We start from the raw sequence: 17,962 nt of genomic DNA on the forward strand, positions 1-17,962 counted from the left end.
CGAGGCGAAAAATCAGGAAGAGGTAAAAATGAAAAAAACCGTATTTTTGGGCGCGTTGACAGTGGCCAGCTTCGCGGCAGCAGCCGCGGCGGCGGGTACTCTGGACGACGTCAAGGCACGCGGCAAGCTGAACTGCGGCGTGACGACGGGCCTGGTCGGCTTCGCGGCCCCGGATGCGAACGGCGTCTGGAGCGGCTTTGACGTGGCCCTGTGCCGCGCCGTCGCAGCCGCTGTGCTCAGCGATGGCAACGCCGTGGAATTCGTGCCGACCACCGGCAAGACCCGCTTCACCGCGCTGGCTTCGGGCGAAATCGACATGCTGGCCCGGAACACAACCTGGACCTTCAGCCGCGACGTCGACCTCAAGTTCGAATTCGTCGGCGTGAATTACTATGACGGTCAGGGCTTCATGGTTCCGAAGGAACTGGGCGTGACCTCCGCCAAGGATCTCGACGGCGCCACCGTCTGCATCCAGACCGGCACCACCACCGAACTGAACCTGGCCGACTTCTTCCGCGCCAACAACATCAGCTACGAGCCGGTTCCGATCGAAACCAACGCCGAAGCGCAGCAACAGTATCTGGCCGGCGCCTGCGACGTCTATACCACCGACGCCTCGGGTCTGGCCGCAACCCGCGCCACCTTCGAGAAGCCGGGCGATCACATCCTGCTGCCCGAGATCATCTCGAAAGAGCCGCTGGCACCGCTGGTTCGCCATGGTGACAGCGAATGGGCCGATGTCGTCCGCTGGACGCTCAATGCCCTGATTTCGGCCGAAGAGTATGGGATCACCTCGGCCAATGTCGAAGAACTGGCCAAGGGCAGCGACAACCCCGAGATCAATCGCATCCTCGGCACCGAAGGCACCCTGGGCGAAATGCTCGGCCTGGACAACGCCTGGGCCAAGCGCGCGATCGCCGTGGGCGGCAACTATGGCGAAATCTTCGACGCCAACATCGGGGAAAGCACCCCCATCGCCCTGTCGCGCGGCCTGAACGCGCAATGGACCAAGGGTGGTCTGCTCTACTCTCCGCCCTTCCGCTGAGAACGACACCGAAGGGCGCGGCGCAGGTCGCGCCCTTCTGCTAAAGACGAAAAACGCACTCGGGACGCGAGGAGCTGGGGGAAACCCGGCCGGAGGACGTAACCGGGGAAGCCAACAGGGACCAAAGCATGACGACGATCACAGACCCTCCTAAGGGGGATTTCCGCCTATCCATGCTGCTGTACGATACGCGGTTCCGGTCGCTGACCCTGCAGGTCATCGCCGCCATCGCCCTCGCGCTTGTGCTGGCCTATCTCTACCACAACCTTGCCACCAACCTGGCTGAAGCCGGGCTGAACATCTCTTTCGGGTTCCTCTCCAACCCGTCCGGATACGACATCAACCAGACCCTGATCGACTACAACAGCCAGTCCAGCAACCTGCGCGCCGCAATGGTCGGCATTCTGAACACCCTGCTGGTGGCGTTCCTCGCCTGCATCACGGCGACGGTCTTCGGCGTCATCGCAGGTGTCCTGCGCCTGTCCAACAACTGGCTCGTCCGCAAGCTGATGGCGGTCTACGTCGAGATCTTCCGGAACATTCCTGTGCTGATCTGGATCATCATCATCTTCACCATCATGACGGCAGTCCTTCCGTCGCCAAGCGCGTTCCGGGGCGAAAACTCCGAGTCGTCCATGCTGCTGAACCTCTTCGCCTTCACTAACCGGGGTGTCTACGTTCCCGGGCCCTATTTCACCCGTGGATTTGCCGGCGAGAGCGCCATCCTGAACTGGGTGCTGGTTATCGCTGTGCTGGTCGGTTCGCTGCTGGCCACACGTGCCGTGACCGCGCGCGCGAACCGCATCCAGGAACAGACCGGCAAGCGGCCCGTCACCGTCTGGACGAACCTCGCCATCTGGCTGGTTCCCATCATCGCGCTCTGCCTCATCCTCGGACTGGCCTGGGACGTCCCCGAACTCAAGGGCTTCAACTTTGCCGGCGGCATCAAGGTCGGTGGCCCGCTGATCGCGCTCTGGTTCGCCCTTTCGATCTATACCGGCGCCTTCATCGCCGAGAACGTGCGCGCCGGCATCCAGGCCGTTTCCAAGGGTCAGACCGAGGCGGCATCGGCGCTGGGCCTGCGCCCCAACCGCACCATGAGCCTCGTGATCCTGCCGCAGGCCTTGCGGGTCATCATTCCCCCGCTGATCTCGCAGTATCTCAACATCACCAAGAACTCGTCGCTGGCCATCGCCGTCGGTTATGCGGACATCACCGCCACGCTGGGGGGCATCACGCTGAACCAGACCGGGCGTGCCATCGAATGCGTTCTGCTGCTGATGCTGTTCTACCTGATCATCTCGCTGCTCATCTCGGCCGGGATGAACGTCTACAACAACGCCATCAAGCTGAAGGAGCGCTGAGATGTCCGACACGCACGCACACTCAGTCGCCTTTGTGCGGGAAACCGCGATCCCGCCCGCCCCGGCGCCGGCCGATGCCACCGGCCCGGTGAAGTGGCTGCGCGAGAACCTGTTCGCCACCTGGGCAAATGCCCTTCTGACCATCCTGGCAATCGCCTTCATCTACCTGATCCTGTCGAAGACCCTTCCCTGGATCCTGAATGGCGTCTGGAACACGGCGTCCCTGACAGAGTGCCGCGAGGTGCTCGCGGGCAAGGCGGGGGCCTGCTTCTCGGTCCTGGCCGATCGCTGGTATCAGTTGCTGTTCGGCTTCAAGTATCCCAGCGAATACTACTGGCGTCCGACGCTGGCCCTTGTCCTGCTTTTCATTGCGGCGGCGCCGGTGTTGTTCTTCGACCTCCCGCGCAAGCTGCTGATCTTCACGGCCCTCTACCCGTTCATTGCGTTCTGGCTGATCTGGGGCGGCCCCCTTCTGGTTCCGGTCTTCGCGCTGCTGGGGTTCGTCGCGGGCTATGTCGCCTTCAGCCGGCTCGTGAACCGAAGCTTTGCCGCAGGCTTTTTCGGAGCCGTCGTGGCAGCCCTTGTCGTCTGGTTCATCGGCAGCCTCATCAACGGCGCACTGGCGGTCGAGAACCCGCTGCTGGGCGCCGTGCCCTCGCGTGACCTGGGCGGCTTCATGCTGAACCTGATGCTGGGCGTCACCTGCGTGTCGCTGTCGATCCCGCTGGGGATTGCACTGGCGCTGGGGCGGCAAAGCTCGATGCCTCTGATCAAGGGCATCTGCGTGATCTTTATCGAGTTCGTGCGCGGCGTGCCGCTCATCACCCTGCTGTTCGTCGCCAGCGTGATGCTCGCCTACTTCTTCCCGCCCGACGCGACCGTCGACCTGTTCCTGCGCGTGGTGATCATGATCACCATGTTCTCCTCGGCCTATATCGCCGAGGTGATACGGGGCGGTCTCGCCGCCCTGCCAAAAGGGCAATACGAGGCGGCGGACAGCCTCGGGCTGGAATACGCCCAGGCGATGCGGCTGATCATCCTGCCGCAGGCGCTCAAAATCTCGATCCCGGGTATCGTCAACATCGCCGTGGGTCTGTTCAAGGACACGACGCTCGTCTCGGTCATCTCGATGTTCGACCTTGTCGGCATGATCCGCGGTCCGATCCTGGCCTCGACCGAATGGAACGGCGTTTACTGGGAACTTCTGGGTTTCGCCGCCCTTCTGTTCTTCGTTGTCTGCTACGGCATCTCGCAATATTCGCAGTGGCTCGAACGCCGCCTTAGAACCGATCACCGGTAAGGACTCAAGCTATGACCAACACCTCAGAAACCCTCGCCAAGGCACCGGCCGACATGAAGGTCTCGGAAGAAGTCGCGATTTCCATCCAGAAGATGAACAAGTGGTATGGCGCGTTCCACGTGCTTCGCGACATTGATCTTACTGTTTTCCGCGGCGAACGGATCGTCATCTGCGGGCCGTCCGGTTCGGGCAAGTCGACGCTCATCCGTTGCATCAACGCCCTGGAAGAGCATCAGAGAGGCACCATCACCGTCGACGGGACGCTGCTGAGTTCAGACCTGAAGAACATCGACCGCATCCGCTCGGAAGTCGGGATGGTGTTCCAGCACTTCAATCTCTTCCCGCATCTGACGATCCTCGAGAACTGCACCCTGGCACCCATCTGGGTGCGCAAGACTCCGAAGAAAGAGGCGGTCGAGACCGCCATGCACTTCCTCGCCAAAGTGAAGATCCCCGAGCAGGCGAACAAATACCCGGGCCAGCTGTCGGGTGGCCAGCAGCAGCGGGTCGCAATTGCCCGTTCGCTCTGCATGAAGCCGCGGATCATGCTCTTCGACGAACCGACCTCGGCGTTGGACCCGGAGATGATCAAGGAGGTGCTAGACACCATGATCGAACTGGCCGAAGAGGGGATGACCATGCTCTGCGTGACCCACGAGATGGGTTTTGCCCAGGCCGTGGCAAACCGCGTGATCTTCATGGATCAGGGGCAGATCGTCGAACAGAACGAGCCGCGCGAGTTCTTCAACAATCCCAAGAGCGACCGGACCAAGCTGTTCCTCAGCCAGATTCTGGGGCATTGAAAAAAATGCCCGACCACAGCGGCGCCCGTTCCCGCGGGCGCCGTCTGCTCGTCTACTCCGTCAGCTCGCGCGGCACCACGAACGCCGCAGCCTCACCGATGCCCCAGCGCAGAGCGCTCCAAGTGTCGAGCGGAAATCGCGCGATCAGCGTGGCCCCGGTCGGGTAGTCGCGGAACCGGCCATGACGCGGCGCCGCCGCCAGCAGCAATCTGGCAAATTCGGCAATACCCGGGTTGTGACCGATCAACAGCACTATGTCGCCCTGCGCCGCCTTCAGAGTCTCCTGCATGACCTCCGGCCCCGCATGGTAAAGCACATCGAGAAAGCGAACCGGCGCCTCCAGCCCCAAACCCTCGAGCGTTTCGCGCGTGCGCAGGGCGGACGAGCACAAGACCTCATCCGGCAACCAGCTCTTGTCGCGCAGCCAGTCGCCCAAAGCCAGCGCCGAGGCACGCCCGCGCGGGTTCAGCGGGCGGGCATGGTCGCTGTCAATGCCGCTGGTCCAGTCCGATTTGGCATGGCGCATCAGGATCAGGGTTTTCATCGCTTGTGAAACGCCTTCATGTGGTGGTGCGACTGCGCCGCGACACGTCCCGCGCCCGCGCTCAGCGGGCAGGCCCGACGCACGGCACAGCCCCGCTCCATGCAGTCCTGTCCGGGACCAGTTTCAAGGAACCCATGACAGGCGTCCAGATCATAGGCCTGTCCGGCCGCCAATGCGCCGACCGGACAGGCCTTGGTGCAGGGTTTCGCGGCACAGGAGTGGCAGGGATGCGCAGCGGGCGGGGCAGGGCAGTCCACCAGCCCCGGAAGGTGTAGCGCCCCGCGATAGGAAATCATCAGCCCCACCCGATCATGAACCAGCATCCCGACCGGGCTCTGAAATGCGCGTCCCGATTGCCGCGCCCAGGCGATGAACGGCTGATAGGGCGGCCCACCGAAAGGGAACAGGGCCTGCGCGCCGAACCGCGCGGCCAGTGCGCCGACCACCCGCAGCGACCAGCGGTCGACCGGATCGGGCGCTGTGTCGCGGGCTTCGGGTGCCGCCTGGAAGGCCGGCCAGAAGTCAGCCCCGGCGCCCAGCAAAACCAGCGTACGCCCGTCTTGGACCAGCGTGCCCATGACGATCAGCCCGACGGCATGGGCCGCCTCTTCGATCTCGCCATACCCGGCCGCAGCCGGCATCGGATCAGTCCGCCCGGATCATCGACCCGGCGCCATGCTCGGTGAAAAGTTCCAGCAGGCAGGCGTTGGGCGCACGGCCGTCCACGATCACAGCGGCCCGAACCCCGCCTTCGACGGCGTCGAGCGCCGTTTCGGTCTTCGGGATCATGCCCCCGGCAATGACGCCGCTGGCCGTCATCTCGCGGATATCCTGCGCCTTCAGCTCGGTCAGAACCTCGCCCGCCGCGTTCTTCACCCCGGCCACGTCAGTCAGCAGCAGCAGGCGGTCGGCTTTCAGCGCCTTCGCATAGGCGCCGGCAGCCGTATCGCCGTTGACGTTGTAGGTCTCGCCGTTGCGCCCCGCGCCGATGGGGGCGATCACCGGGATGATCTCCTTCTCGAACAGCAGCTTGAGCAGCGAGGTGTCCATCTGCACCGGATTTCCCACCAGCCCCAGTTCGGGCTCGGCGGATTCGCAGATCATCAGGTTGGCATCCTTGCCCGACAGGCCGACGGCCTTGCCGCCCTGTTGCTGGATGGCGGAGACGATCTGCTTGTTCACCGTGCCCGAAAGCACCATCTCGACCACCTCGACCGTGGCGGCGTCGGTCACCCGTTTGCCCTTCACGAACTCGGACTTGATCTCCAGCTTGTCCAGCAGCCGGTTGATCTGCGGTCCGCCACCATGCACCACAACCGGATTGACCCCGCACAGACGCAGCAGAACCACGTCGCGCGCGAACTCGAGCAGCGCCTCATCGCTGCTCATGGCGTGGCCACCCAGCTTGATTACCACAATCGCGTCGTCGAAGCGTTGCAGATACGGGACCGCGCGCGACAGGGTCTCGGCGGTGGCTTTCCAGTCGCGGTTCATGTCCTGGGTTTTCATCCTTGGCTCCGGTTTTCAGCGGTTATCGGAAATGGGATCAAACGGCGCAAGCGCTTTTCCCGCGACCGGCTTATTCCAGCCCGGCGATGATACTGCGCAGGGTGGGGATGCCTTCGCCCTTTTCCGACGATGTCAGCACCAGCTCTGGATAGGCCGCGGGATGTTTCGCGAGCGCGCCGCGCACCTGATCCAGGACCTTCTCCCGCTCGGCGAGCGAAATCTTGTCGATCTTGGTCAGAACGCATTGGAAGGTCACGGCCGAGGTATCGAGCAGAGTCAGGATTTCCTCGTCCACAGTCTTTATGCCGTGGCGCGAGTCGATCAGTACGAAGGCCCGGCGCAAAGTCTGCCGGCCCGAGAGATACTGCTTCAGCAGCTTCTGCCACTGCTTCACCTTGTCGAGCGGCGCATTGGCGTAACCATAGCCCGGCAGGTCGACCAGATAGAGCCCGGGTCCCTGGGTGAAGTAATTGATCTCTTGCGTCCGTCCCGGTGTGTTCGAGGCACGGGCCAGCGCCTTGGTGCCCGTCAGGGCATTGATAAGACTGGATTTTCCGACGTTCGATCGCCCGGCGAAACAGACCTCGACCCGGTCGGCCGGAGGCAGGCCAGACATCGCGACGACACCCTTCACGAAGAGGGATTCGCCTGCGAACAGCTTGCGCCCGGTCTCGGCGGCCTGCTCGTCCGGAGCCTCGGCCACGGGGAACGGAAGGGCCATTACGCCACCCCCTCCAAGGCGCCGGACCGTATCATTTCTTGCCGGCCTTCGCGTCAGCCGCCTTCGGCTTGCGCCGGAAGCTCTTCTTGATGTTGCCAAACACGTCAGGCCGGTGCCCGTGGCTGCGCATGATGATATATTGCTGCGTGAAGGTGATGGTGTTGTTGGTGATCCAGTAGACGACAAGGCCGCTCGCGAAGCCACCCAGCATGAACATGAAGATCCACGGCATCCAGGCAAAGACCATCTGCTGCGTCGGGTCGGTCGGCGCCGGGTTCAGCTTCTGTTGCAGCCACATCGAGATGCCAAGCAGCAGTGGCAGGATGCCGATGAAGATCAGCGCCAGGATCGTCCCCGGCTCGGGCGGGGCGATGGGCAGAAGACCGAACAGGTTCAGCAGCGAGGTCGGGTCCGGCGCGGAAAGGTCCTGGAATGGCCCGAACCAGGCCGCATGGCGCAATTCGATGGTGACGAAGATCACCTTGTAGAGCGAGAAGAAGATCGGGATCTGCAGGAGGATGGGCAGGCAGCCCGAAGCAGGGTTCACCTTCTCGCGCTTGTACAGCTCCATCATCCCCTGCTGCATCTTCTGGCGGTCGCCGCCGGACTGCTCCTTCAGCTTCTCCATCTGCGGCTGAAGTTCCTTCATCTTCGCCATCGAGACATAGGATTTGTAGGCCAGCGGGAACAGCAGCGCCTTGAGGAAGAAGGTCAGGGCGATGATCGACCAGCCCATATTGCCGATCAACTGGTGCAGATGGTGCAGCACCCAGAAAATCGGCTTGGTCAGGAAAAAGAACCAGCCCCAATCGATGGAGTCAATAAAGCGCTGGATGCCGCCCGCCTCATAGTCGCGGATGGTCTCCCACTCCTTCGCTCCTGCAAACAGCTGGGTCTTCGCGGATACCGTGGCCCCGTCGGCGATCTGCTGCGTCGGCAGCACGGCCTCGGCCTGATAGATGTCGCGCCGCTCGTCATATTTGACCACCGACTTGAAGGCGCTCCCGGGCGAGGGCACCAGCGTCGCCATCCAGAAGTGATCGGTGAAGCCGATCCAGCCGTTTTCGGCGACCTGAATGACCTCGGCCTTGGCGCCTTCGGCGGGCACCACCGGCAGGTCGGCCAGGTTGCTGTAGGTGGTTTCCTCCAGTTCGCCGTCCGACATCCGGACGACGCCTTCGTGGAGGATGAAGAACTTCTTACGGTCCTTCGGTTCGCCATGGCGGGCAATGATGCCATAGGGCGCCGCGCTGACCGCAGTTCCCGAGGCATTGGTGACCGACTGCGTCACCGTGAACATGTAATTCGCGTCGATCGCGATGGTCCGGCGGAAGGTCAGCCCCTTGCCATTGTCCCAGGCCAGCGTCACCGGCGTGTCAACGGTCAGCGTGTCACCCGATTCCAGCTGCCACTGGGTTTTCGGCCCAGGCACGTCCTCGACCGCCAGACCGGCGCCCGGCGCCCAGCCATAGAGCGCATAATAGGCGTCTTCGCTCCCGGCGGGCTGCAAGACCTTCACGATCGGCGACGTATCGTCGATGGTTTCGTGATAGTCCTTCAGGGAAAGATCGTCGATCCGTCCGCCCAGGGTCGAGATACTGCCCGTCACCCGCGCCGTGTCGATCTTCACGCGCGGCGCGGTCGCCAGAGCCTCCTCGGCGGGCGCGGTTGCGGGCGTTGTCCCCGTGGCAGGCACCGTGCCGGCCGTGGGCGTCGCTGTGGCGGTCGACGGGGGTGTCGCACCCTGTTCGGTCTGCACCGCTTCGGGCTTGGGTTCCGGTGGCGGCATGAGGAAGGTCCAGGCCAGGATCACCAGGAAGCTGAGCACCGTGGCCAGGATGAGATTCTTGTTCTGATCGTCCATGTGGAGACCGCCGCCTTCTTCCGCTTCGACAGGGTGCGTTCAACAGAGTGCGGCCCGAAAGGTCAAGCCGAATCCGGGCCACGGGTCAGCAGGTCGCGCCCCGGCAGCATATTTCGGCTGGCTCGGACGCCACAGCCCGCCGGACTGGCCGGAACCCGTCCCGCCTGAGCGCGCTCAAGTCCGCCCGGCGTCAGACCGGCAGCGCCAGTGATCGGACTGAGCAGCCGGTCCTTCGCCGGCGGACGCCCTTGCTCTCCCAAAGGCAGGCGGACGCGGCGCGTTCAACGGCTTCCTTTCCTGCATCGGGCCCAGCCCAAGACGTGTCCGGCCTCAGGCCGGGAGACGCCCTGCCGCAGGCAGCAACCGCAGTCGGCGCCAGCGCCATGCGGCCCCTGTCCCCGGAAATGCCACACCGCCGGTCTTCGGGGCCTGCGACGCAGGTTGTCGGACCAGGCTCCCGCCCTGCGCACCTGCGCCCAGAGGGAGATCATCCGCGGGCGCACGTCGTCCCGTTGGCGCTGTGCCAGAGCGAGCCCGAGTCCCATGGCGCTGCTTGCCGCGCCACATACGGCCGCTGGTCTGACCTATCCCGCTCCGCGACCGATCTGAGGGGCGTCTGCCAGGGTCGCCTCATGCGCGAAGATCCAGTCGACAGTCTCGCTGAAAGGCATCGGCCGCGCGATGCCAAAGCCCTGGACATGCGCGCAGCCGAGCTGCGCCAGCAGAGCGTGTTCGCCCGCGGTTTCGACCCCTTCGCCCAGCGTGTCGAGACCGAGCTGCTCCGCCATGGTCAGGATCGCGGCGATCATGCGCTGCTGCTCCGGGTCCCGGTCGGCCCGCGCAATGAAGCTGCGGTCGATCTTGATGCGCCGGATGGCGAACCGGCGGAGGGCGGCGATCGAGGCCTGGCCGGTGCCGAAGTCGTCAAGGTCGATGCGGCAACCCAGCTGGCCCAAGGCGCGCACCGTCCGGGTCAGGGCGTCGTCCGGGCTGTCTGTCACCACGGTTTCCAGGATTTCTACGGCCAGCCGTGACGGTGCGAGATCGAAGCGGTCGAGTTCCCATTTGATCCGGTCCACCAGCGCCGGATTGCGCAGTTCCGTCGTCGTGAAGTTCACCCCGACACTGGGGACTTGTACGCCCGCCCTGTCCCAGGCGGCCAGCGCGCCCAGGGCGTGCGACAGCGTAACCTGGCCCATGCGCTCGATCAGACCGTTTCCCTCGAGCAGAGGCAGGAAATCCGGCGGCTGAATCACCCCATGCCGTGGGTGGGTCCATCGCGCCAGCGCCTCGAAACCCGAGACTCTGCCGGTGTCTGTGGAGATCTGCGGCTGAAACCAGGGCTGAATCTGGCCGTTCTCCAGCGCCGCCGCAGCCTCGTCGCGCAGGTTCGGCTGCAGCAAGGAGCGACGCCGTTCCTGCGGTGTGAAACTGCGCATCGAAGAGGGGCCATGGCGCCGCGCCTCGGCCAGCGCCGTTGCGGCGGCACCGATCCAGTCCGCGGCTCCGGCCCCGGGCGCGCGGCCGGACAAGCAGAAGCCAACCGTGCAGGAGAGATAGACCGCCACGCCGTCAACCATCACCGGTTCCTCCAGTGCGACCTGAAGCCGTCCGCAGAGCTGGATGCACATCTCGAGATCGAACTGGCGTACCGGGTGAAGGCATACCGCAAAGCGGCTGTCGTCAAGCCTGGCGACCACGTCCGCCGGCCGCAGCGCCTCGGCGATCCGCTGGGCCACGCATTGGGCCAGCACATCGCCCGCGCCTGCACCATGCCGCACCACCGCCTCGGGCCATTCGTCGAGATCGACAAGAATGCAGGCCGATTTCAGGTCGCTCTCCGCCAGTTCCGCCCCGATCCGCTCCACTTCGGCCTCGAACCCGGCTGACCCGAGCAGTCCGGTCACCTGATCGCGGCCCGGCGGGCGCACCGACTGAAGACCGAAGGTTCCGGCGACGGTGAAAAGCAATGGCAGGCCCAGCGACGCAACCAGCAGCGCCCGTTCTCCCCCCAGCCAGAAGGCACCCAGCGAGAGCGCCGGCAGGAAGGCGAGCAGGGGCGGCCCGGTCAGGCCGGGGGCGATCCAGTCCCGGAACTGGCTCAGAAGACTGGAAAGGCGCATCTGACGGCTCCTGCATGGGTTGGGTTGCAGGGCGCAGTCTAGGTGGCGGTTCTCACCGGATGATTAACGGAACCGCGGAAATCAGTGCTATTTCTCCGCAGGCCCAGGTGCGCTCCGCACCAGGCCCGCGAAATCGAACAGCGCCGGATCCAGCAGATGCGACGGCCGGGCGTTCATCAGCGCGCGGAACATCTTCTGCCTCCGCCCCGGATGGTTCTTTTCCCACTGGTCCAGCAGCGCCTTGATCTGCATGCGCTGCAAGCCGTCCTGGCTGCCGCAGAGATCGCAGGGAATGATCGGATAATTCATCGCCCGGGCGAAACGGTCGCAATCGGCCTCGGCCACATGGGCCAGCGGGCGATAGACGAACAGGTCGCCCTCTTCGTTGACCAGCTTCGGCGGCATGGTGGCCAGCCGGGACCCGTGAAACAGGTTGAGAAAGAAGGTTTCGAGGATATCGTCGCGATGGTGGCCCAGCACCACTGCCGAACAGCCCTCTTCGCGCGCGACACGGTAGAGGTTGCCCCGCCGCAGCCGCGAGCAGAGCGCGCAGAATGTTCGGCCCTGCGGGATCTTGTCCATCACGATGGAATAGGTGTCCGCGTATTCGATCCGATGCGGCACGCCCATCTTCGCCAGGAACTCGGGCAGCACCGTCGCGGGAAAGCCCGGCTGACCCTGGTCCAGATTGCAGGCCAGAATGTCCACCGGCAGCAGGCCGCGCCACTGCAGCTCTGTCAGGGCCGCCAGCAGGGTATAGCTGTCCTTGCCGCCGGACAGGCAGACCAGCCACCGCGCGCCCGGCTCGATCATTCCATACTGGTCCACCGCCTCGCGCACGTCCTGCACGATCCGCTTGCGCAGCTTCTTGAACTCGGTGCTCTTCGGAGCGCCGGCGAACAGCGGATGGATGTCGTCATTCTGGTCGAGCATGGGCCTGCTTTAGAGCCTGACGGGCGCCGCGGCAACGGGTTTGGTGCGTCAGATCCGGCTGATCGAAGGGTCTGTTAGGAAAGCACGGCCGCCGATGACCTGACGCGCATCCGCGTGATTCTGAAAAATGCGCGAAAACCGCACTTTTTCGACCCCGGTATTGTCGCTGCTTCGAGGACAGTTTGATCGAAAGGTGGGAATTTTCCACCGGGCCCAATGCCCAAATCAGCGTGGGGTCGTCCCTGTGAGTGCGGAGCACAGCTCATAGTTGTATTTGTGGCTGGAACGGCATTCTGTCGCGAAAGGCTTTGTGTATTCCTGCAGAATAAGGCAAAATATTGTCCAATGCGAGCCAACTGACGACAGCTAGCAGCGTAACTATGATCCTTTTGACTTGGGGAAAATAAGATGATTGGGAGTATCCGGGGCATCGCATTCGCCGCGACAGCGGCAGCGTGCTTCATGGTCGGAGGCGCGGCAAACGCGGCGCAGATGACTCTGACGAAGATTACCAACAACACGAACTTCAGCGCGGTAAGTCAGATCGTCATCGACGTGATCGACAACACCACCAGCGCGCTGTTCAAGATCTCCGGCATCAGCGGGAGCGCCTTGACCTCTTTCGCTATTTCAGAGGCTTACTGGGACGACAATGGCGGTCTTTTCAATGCCATTTCGATCAACAGCAGCTCGAACGGGCTGAATAACAGCGTCGTGAGCTGGAAGACGACCGGCGTCACCCCGCCGAACCTGCCTTCGGGCAATACCGCCAATCCGACCTTCGACGGTACCGGCGGTCTGAAGGCTGCGGCAAACAATCCGTCGGCTGCGAATGGCGTCGGCATCAATGAATTCGTGCAGTTCAAGCTGACCTACACGAACGGCACCAGCTTTGCCGATGTGATCTCTGATCTGAAGGACGGCAGCCTGCGTCTTGGCCTGCACGTGCAATCGCATAACGGTGGCGAAAGCGAAAGCTATGTCGCCGGCGGCTGCAAGGGCGACGACTGCGGCGACGGTGGTTCGGGCATCGACCCGGTTCCGGTTCCGGCCTCGCTCCCGCTTCTGATCGGCGCGCTCGGCCTTACCGGCTACATCGCCCGCCGCCGCAAGGCTGCCTGAGCGTTTCGCCGCCGCCCGCGCCCTCGGGGGCGGCGACAGATTGCTCAAATCAGCATGAAAAGACAAAAGGCGTCCACACGGGCGCCTTTTTTCTGCCATAGCCGAACCATAGCAAGATCGCCGGATGGGCGACGACAGGCAATCGGGACAGGATATGGCAAAACACGGTGTGTTTGCGGGTCTGCACGAGCGGGCAATCAGCAATCTTCTTCCAGACAATTTCGACGCGGACCTGATCGCCGGTTTTTTCGGCGAGAAAAGCAAGGCGTCGGAGAAGGCCCTGCTCAAGGTGGCAGAGCTGCTCGGATATCACGACTCCGACCAGGGCGGCACGCCCTCGGTTCCGGTCGATGATCCGGTGATCGACGACGACAGCATGGAAGGCGGAGCCAAGCCCAGCTGGTCGGGCGGCAAGGAGACCTCCGGTGGAACCGACCCGATCGACTCCGGCACCGGCGGCAAGGGCCACGGCAAGGTAAAGAACACCACGCCGGACACCGGCACAGATACCGGTGGCACCGGAACGGACACGGGCGGCACGGACACCGGCAGCACCGACACCGGCACGGGCGGGACTGGTACGGGCGGCACGGACACGGGCGGAACCGACACCGCCCCCACCACATCTGCCGATTTCATCAGCGGCCTCGACACGCCCGGTGGCTTCAACATCGCCATCAACTGGGTCGGCACCTGGACGCAAAGCCAGATGCAGTCGGTCATGCAGGCCGCCGAGATGATCAGCGACATCATCATCGGCGATCTGCCCGCGACGAATGGCATCGACGACGTGCGGATCAGCGCGCAGATGACGGCCATCGACGGGGCTGGCAACTATTTCGGCAAGGGCGGCTATACCGCGCTGCGCTCCGACAGCCTGCTTGCCAGCGACGGCTATCTCAAGCTCGACTCTGCCGACATCGGCACGATGGAGGCCTATAACCTCGTCGATGACTTCGCCTTTCACGAAATCCTGCACGCGCTTGGCTTCGGGCTGACCTGGAGCGCGATGGGCCTGACGACGACCTCGCCGGACGGACAGCTGCGCTTTACCGGCGAAAACGCGACGCTCGCCTACAAGAACGTCTACGCCTCGATCGCAGCAAACGACAAATACGCCGATATGGGCGTTCCGATCGAAATGGACGGCGGCAGTTCCACCGCGGGCAAGCATTGGGACGAGATCATCTTCAAGTCCGAAATCATGACGGGCTCGCAAAGCACTGCCGGCAATGTCGTCTCCGACATGACCATCGGGGCCCTTCAGGACATGGGCTATCAGACAATCTTCAACCCGTCGGTCTACGAAATCGCCTGAGGCTTATTGCCATTCAAGGTCGAAAGGGCGCCCGTTTGGGTGCCCTTGTCATTTCGGCGGCACCGGATCGTAGCCCGATCCGCCCCAGGGATTGCACCGCGCGATCCGCCGGGCCGCCAGCCAGCCGCCCTTCAACGCGCCATGCCGCTCCAGCGCTTCCAGCGCATAGGCCGAGCAGGTCGGTTGAAACCGGCAGCTGTGGCCGATCCAGGGACTGAGCAGCAGGCGATAGGCGCGAACGGGCAGGGCGAGAACGTGGGCCAGCGGGCTCATCGCGGTGCGTGGCAGGCCGTCAAGGCCCGGCGCAGGTCGTCCTGCATCGCAACGAAATCCCGCGTCGCGGTGGCCGACGGACGGCCGATCAGCACATAGTCCCAACCGGTTTGCCCGGCGTCCGGCAGCACCAGCCGCGCGATCTCGCGCAGGCGCCGCTTGGCCCGGTTGCGGGCGACTGCGTTGCCGACCTTCTTGGAACAGGTGAACCCCACGCGCATCCCTGCGCCGTCGTCTTCGGCCCGCGCGCGGGCCTGAAGCGTGAAAGCCGGCATCGCCTGACGGCGCGCCCGTGCTGCGGCCAGGAAATCGCCGCGCTTTTTCAGAACTGTGTAAGGCACGGTCATAGGAGCAACGCAAAAACCGCCGGGTGCAAACAGCCCGCGCTGGCAAGGCCAGTCACGGGAGTCCCCGGCGGTGTCATCGCTGTGCGACCTGCGCTGTGCGCCTTACGCGCAGAGCGACTTGCGGCCACGTGCGCGACGGGCGTTCAGAATCTTCCGGCCGGCCTTGGTGGCCATGCGGGCACGGAACCCATGGCGGCGCTTGCGGACCAGGTTCGACGGTTGATAGGTGCGTTTCATCGCGCTTCTCCAGCTTTTCGGGGCGGACCAAGACGTGGAATCGCGTGGACCGTGGTATTAGAGGCCCGGTCTCTACTGTGCCTTGTCGCCCAAGTCAAACCCTGCGGACCGGGTTTTTTGCCCATCCGGTGAAACATTTGCCCGGTGTCGGGATGCAGACCCGTTCGAACCCGCTCCGGACGGCGCGATAAGTTCACGAAACCCCAAACCGCGATCAAGGCGGCGTGATCCGTCGCTCGTCTGCTGTTGCCCGGCAATATTCTCGGTAAGGAAGAAAGACAACTGCACAGGCGGCACATGCGCGACACCGAGCCAAGCGAACAGACCGGCGGATGGATGCGCCATGTGCCACTGGCGGTGATTCTGCTGGTGGCCCTTGTCGGATTCGTCACCCTGCGGGAATTCATCAGCTTCGAGACATTGCGCGAGAATCGCGAAGAGCTGCTCGCCTTCCGCGAGTCGCATCTCGCCGGCATGGCGCTGGCCTTTGTTGCCGCCTACGTCGCCATTGTCGCCTTTTCGCTGCCGGGCGCAGCCGTGGCCTCGGTCACTGGCGGATTCCTCTTCGGGCTGGCGCTTGGCGCGGCGCTGAACATACTCGCGGCCACCATCGGCGCGGCCGCGATCTTCCTGGCCGCCCGCTTGGGCCTGGGCGCGGCGCTCTCCGCGCGTCTCGACGCCACCGAGGGGCGTATCGCCCGTATTCGGGATGGCCTGCGCGAAAGCCAGGTCTCGGTCCTGCTTCTCCTGCGCCTCGTGCCGGCGGTTCCCTTCTTCGTGGCCAACCTGTTGCCCGCCCTCGTCGGCGTGCGCTTTGGCACCTTCCTCTGGACGACCGCGGTCGGCATCGTTCCTGGCGCGATAGTCTTCACCTCCATTGGCGTCGGCCTGGGCGAGGTTTTCGACCGTGGCGAGACCCCGGACCTCTCGCTGCTCTGGACGCCGCAGGTGATCGCACCGATCCTGGGGCTCTGCGCGCTGGCCGCCCTGCCGCTGGTCCTGCGCGCCTTTCGGGCCGGCAAGGAGGACTGAATGGAGCGGATCAAGACAGACGTGCTGGTGATCGGCGCTGGCTCCGGCGGCCTCTCGGTGGCGGCAGGGGCGGTCCAGATGGGCGCCTCGGTCGTGCTGCTGGAAGGGGCCGAGATGGGCGGCGACTGCCTGAACTATGGCTGCGTGCCCTCCAAGGCGCTGCTGGCGGCCGCCAGGGCCGCGCAGGCCCAGCGCACCTCCGGGGTTTTCGGCATAGCGCCCGTGACGCCTCAGGTCGACTACAGCGCCGTCATGGCCCATGTCGGCGAGGTCATCGCGCGGATTGCCCCGGTCGACAGCCAGGAGAGGTTCGAGTCGCTCGGCGTCCGGGTCATCCGCGCATTCGGCCACTTCATCTCGCCAACCGAGGTGCAGGCCGGCCCGCATGTCATCACCGCCCGGCGCGTTGTCATCGCCACCGGCTCTCGTCCCCTGGTCCCGCCGATCCGCGGTCTCGACACTGTCGACTATCTGACCAACGAGACTCTGTTCCAGCCGCGTGGGAAGCCCGCCCACCTGCTGATCATCGGCGGGGGGCCGATCGGGATGGAAATGGCCCAGGCCCATGTCCGCCTCGGCTGCAAGGTCACGGTGATCGAAGGCGCCCGGGCGCTGGGCAAGGAAGACCCCGAAACCGCCGCCGTGGTGCTGGGCGCCCTGCGCGCCGAGGGCGTCGAGATCGCGGAAGACGCCCAGGTGTCAGAAGTGGCGAAAACCGAGACGGGCATCTGCGTGATGACGAAGGACGGGCGGCGCTTCGACGGCTCGCATCTGCTGGTGGCGGTCGGCCGCAAGTCAAACGTCGAAAACCTGAACCTCGACGCGGCAGGCATCGAGACCACCAAGACCGGCATCCGTGTCGATGCCGGCCTGCGCACCACCAACCGCCGCGTCTACGCCATCGGCGACGTGGCCGGCGGCATGCAGTTCACCCATGTCGCGGGCTACCACGCCGGCGTCGTGATCCGCTCCATGCTCTTCGGGCTGCCCTCAAAAGCCGCGACCGCTCACATTCCCTGGGCCACCTATACAGACCCCGAACTCGCCCAGATCGGCTTGACCGAGGCCGAGGCCCGCGACCGCCACGGCGACCGGCTGGAGATCGCCCGCTTCGAATACGCCGACAACGACCGCGCCGTGGCCGAGCGCAAGGGCAGGGGGCTGATCAAGGTGATGGTCGTGCGCGGCCGCCCGGTCGGCGTCTCGATCGTCGGTCCGCAGGCGGGCGAGGCCATCGCGCTCTGGTCGCTCGCCATCTCGTCGCGCCTGAAGATGAGCGCCATTGCCGGCATGGTAGCGCCCTATCCCACATTGGCGGAAATCAACAAACGCGCCGCGGGGGCCTATTTCTCGCCCCGACTGTTTGATAACCGTCTGGTGAGGATAACGGTCGGGCTGATCCAACGTTGGCTGCCCTGACTTTCGGA

The 17,962-nt window shown here is 64.4% G+C and carries 18 protein-coding genes; 8 read left to right on the top strand and 10 right to left on the bottom strand.

Features of this window, described 5'->3' with window-relative positions; all coding sequences use genetic code 11:
* Positions 1 to 28 precede the first annotated feature (28 nt).
* The 4 genes from ACFO5X_RS14660 to ACFO5X_RS14675 all read left to right on the top strand — a co-directional run bounded on the left by ACFO5X_RS14660 (position 29) and on the right by ACFO5X_RS14675 (position 4,512).
* Positions 29 to 1,045, top strand: coding sequence for an amino acid ABC transporter substrate-binding protein (locus ACFO5X_RS14660; protein WP_380718216.1), 1,017 nt, complete (start codon positions 29 to 31; stop codon positions 1,043 to 1,045).
* Positions 1,046 to 1,173: 128 nt separating this feature from the next.
* Positions 1,174 to 2,409, top strand: coding sequence for an amino acid ABC transporter permease (locus tag ACFO5X_RS14665; RefSeq protein ID WP_380718217.1), 1,236 nt, complete (start codon positions 1,174 to 1,176; stop codon positions 2,407 to 2,409).
* Between the two features lies 1 nt (position 2,410).
* On the top strand, positions 2,411 to 3,709 hold the full coding sequence (locus ACFO5X_RS14670) for an amino acid ABC transporter permease (protein WP_380718218.1): 1,299 nt from the start codon (positions 2,411 to 2,413) through the stop codon (positions 3,707 to 3,709).
* An 11-nt stretch (positions 3,710 to 3,720) separates the two neighbouring features.
* Entirely contained in the window at positions 3,721 to 4,512 is a 792-nt protein-coding gene (locus tag ACFO5X_RS14675) for an amino acid ABC transporter ATP-binding protein (protein ID WP_380718219.1), read from the top strand.
* Positions 4,513 to 4,564: 52 nt separating this feature from the next.
* Here the strand turns inward: ACFO5X_RS14675 and ACFO5X_RS14680 are convergent, their stop codons facing one another.
* The 7 genes from ACFO5X_RS14680 to ttcA all read right to left on the bottom strand — a co-directional run bounded on the left by ACFO5X_RS14680 (position 4,565) and on the right by ttcA (position 12,206).
* Complete coding sequence (locus ACFO5X_RS14680) at positions 4,565 to 5,056, bottom strand: SixA phosphatase family protein (protein WP_380718220.1); 492 nt, start codon at positions 5,054 to 5,056, stop codon at positions 4,565 to 4,567.
* Positions 5,053 to 5,697, bottom strand: a complete 645-nt coding sequence (locus ACFO5X_RS14685; RefSeq protein ID WP_380718221.1) for a ferredoxin — start codon at positions 5,695 to 5,697, stop codon at positions 5,053 to 5,055. The genes ACFO5X_RS14680 and ACFO5X_RS14685 overlap by 4 nt, the downstream gene beginning before the upstream one ends.
* Before the next feature lie 4 nt (positions 5,698 to 5,701).
* Positions 5,702 to 6,565, bottom strand: coding sequence for an acetylglutamate kinase (gene argB, locus ACFO5X_RS14690; protein ID WP_380718222.1), 864 nt, complete (start codon positions 6,563 to 6,565; stop codon positions 5,702 to 5,704).
* Between the two features lie 70 nt (positions 6,566 to 6,635).
* Positions 6,636 to 7,286, bottom strand: a complete 651-nt coding sequence (gene yihA / locus ACFO5X_RS14695) for a ribosome biogenesis GTP-binding protein YihA/YsxC (RefSeq protein ID WP_380718223.1) — start codon at positions 7,284 to 7,286, stop codon at positions 6,636 to 6,638.
* A 31-nt stretch (positions 7,287 to 7,317) separates the two neighbouring features.
* Complete coding sequence (gene yidC / locus ACFO5X_RS14700) at positions 7,318 to 9,150, bottom strand: membrane protein insertase YidC (protein WP_380718224.1); 1,833 nt, start codon at positions 9,148 to 9,150, stop codon at positions 7,318 to 7,320.
* Positions 9,151 to 9,734: 584 nt separating this feature from the next.
* A complete protein-coding gene (locus ACFO5X_RS14705) occupies positions 9,735 to 11,273 on the bottom strand; it encodes a putative bifunctional diguanylate cyclase/phosphodiesterase (RefSeq protein WP_380718225.1) in 1,539 nt (512 codons plus the stop codon).
* A gap of 87 nt (positions 11,274 to 11,360) precedes the next feature.
* A complete protein-coding gene (gene ttcA, locus ACFO5X_RS14710) occupies positions 11,361 to 12,206 on the bottom strand; it encodes a tRNA 2-thiocytidine(32) synthetase TtcA (protein ID WP_380718226.1) in 846 nt (281 codons plus the stop codon).
* A 408-nt stretch (positions 12,207 to 12,614) separates the two neighbouring features.
* Between ttcA and ACFO5X_RS14715 the strand changes: the two genes are divergently transcribed.
* Together ACFO5X_RS14715 and ACFO5X_RS14720 are read left to right on the top strand one after the other, a co-directional pair.
* The gene (locus ACFO5X_RS14715; RefSeq protein WP_380718227.1) at positions 12,615 to 13,328 is read left to right on the top strand and encodes a VPLPA-CTERM sorting domain-containing protein; all 714 of its coding nucleotides are present in this window, start codon (positions 12,615 to 12,617) and stop codon (positions 13,326 to 13,328) included.
* Between the two features lie 154 nt (positions 13,329 to 13,482).
* Positions 13,483 to 14,646 (top strand): leishmanolysin-related zinc metalloendopeptidase, encoded by a 1,164-nt coding sequence (locus tag ACFO5X_RS14720; protein ID WP_380718228.1) that lies wholly within the window; start codon positions 13,483 to 13,485, stop codon positions 14,644 to 14,646.
* Positions 14,647 to 14,694: 48 nt separating this feature from the next.
* Here ACFO5X_RS14720 and yidD read toward each other — a convergent pair whose 3' ends face one another.
* The 3 genes from yidD to rpmH all read right to left on the bottom strand — a co-directional run bounded on the left by yidD (position 14,695) and on the right by rpmH (position 15,503).
* Positions 14,695 to 14,919 (bottom strand): membrane protein insertion efficiency factor YidD, encoded by a 225-nt coding sequence (yidD, locus tag ACFO5X_RS14725; RefSeq protein WP_380718229.1) that lies wholly within the window; start codon positions 14,917 to 14,919, stop codon positions 14,695 to 14,697.
* Entirely contained in the window at positions 14,916 to 15,266 is a 351-nt protein-coding gene (rnpA, locus tag ACFO5X_RS14730) for a ribonuclease P protein component (RefSeq protein WP_380718230.1), read from the bottom strand. The genes yidD and rnpA overlap by 4 nt, the downstream gene beginning before the upstream one ends.
* Before the next feature lie 102 nt (positions 15,267 to 15,368).
* Positions 15,369 to 15,503 (bottom strand): 50S ribosomal protein L34, encoded by a 135-nt coding sequence (gene rpmH, locus ACFO5X_RS14735; protein ID WP_009574071.1) that lies wholly within the window; start codon positions 15,501 to 15,503, stop codon positions 15,369 to 15,371.
* Between the two features lie 297 nt (positions 15,504 to 15,800).
* Between rpmH and ACFO5X_RS14740 the strand changes: the two genes are divergently transcribed.
* Together ACFO5X_RS14740 and ACFO5X_RS14745 are read left to right on the top strand one after the other, a co-directional pair.
* Positions 15,801 to 16,535 (top strand): TVP38/TMEM64 family protein, encoded by a 735-nt coding sequence (locus ACFO5X_RS14740; RefSeq protein ID WP_380718231.1) that lies wholly within the window; start codon positions 15,801 to 15,803, stop codon positions 16,533 to 16,535.
* Complete coding sequence (locus tag ACFO5X_RS14745; protein ID WP_380718232.1) at positions 16,536 to 17,954, top strand: dihydrolipoyl dehydrogenase family protein; 1,419 nt, start codon at positions 16,536 to 16,538, stop codon at positions 17,952 to 17,954.
* The last annotated feature ends 8 nt before the right edge of the window (positions 17,955 to 17,962 follow it).

This window comes from Seohaeicola nanhaiensis (assembly GCF_042654245.1).
Taxonomy (GTDB): Bacteria; Pseudomonadota; Alphaproteobacteria; order Rhodobacterales; family Rhodobacteraceae; genus Seohaeicola_A; species Seohaeicola_A nanhaiensis.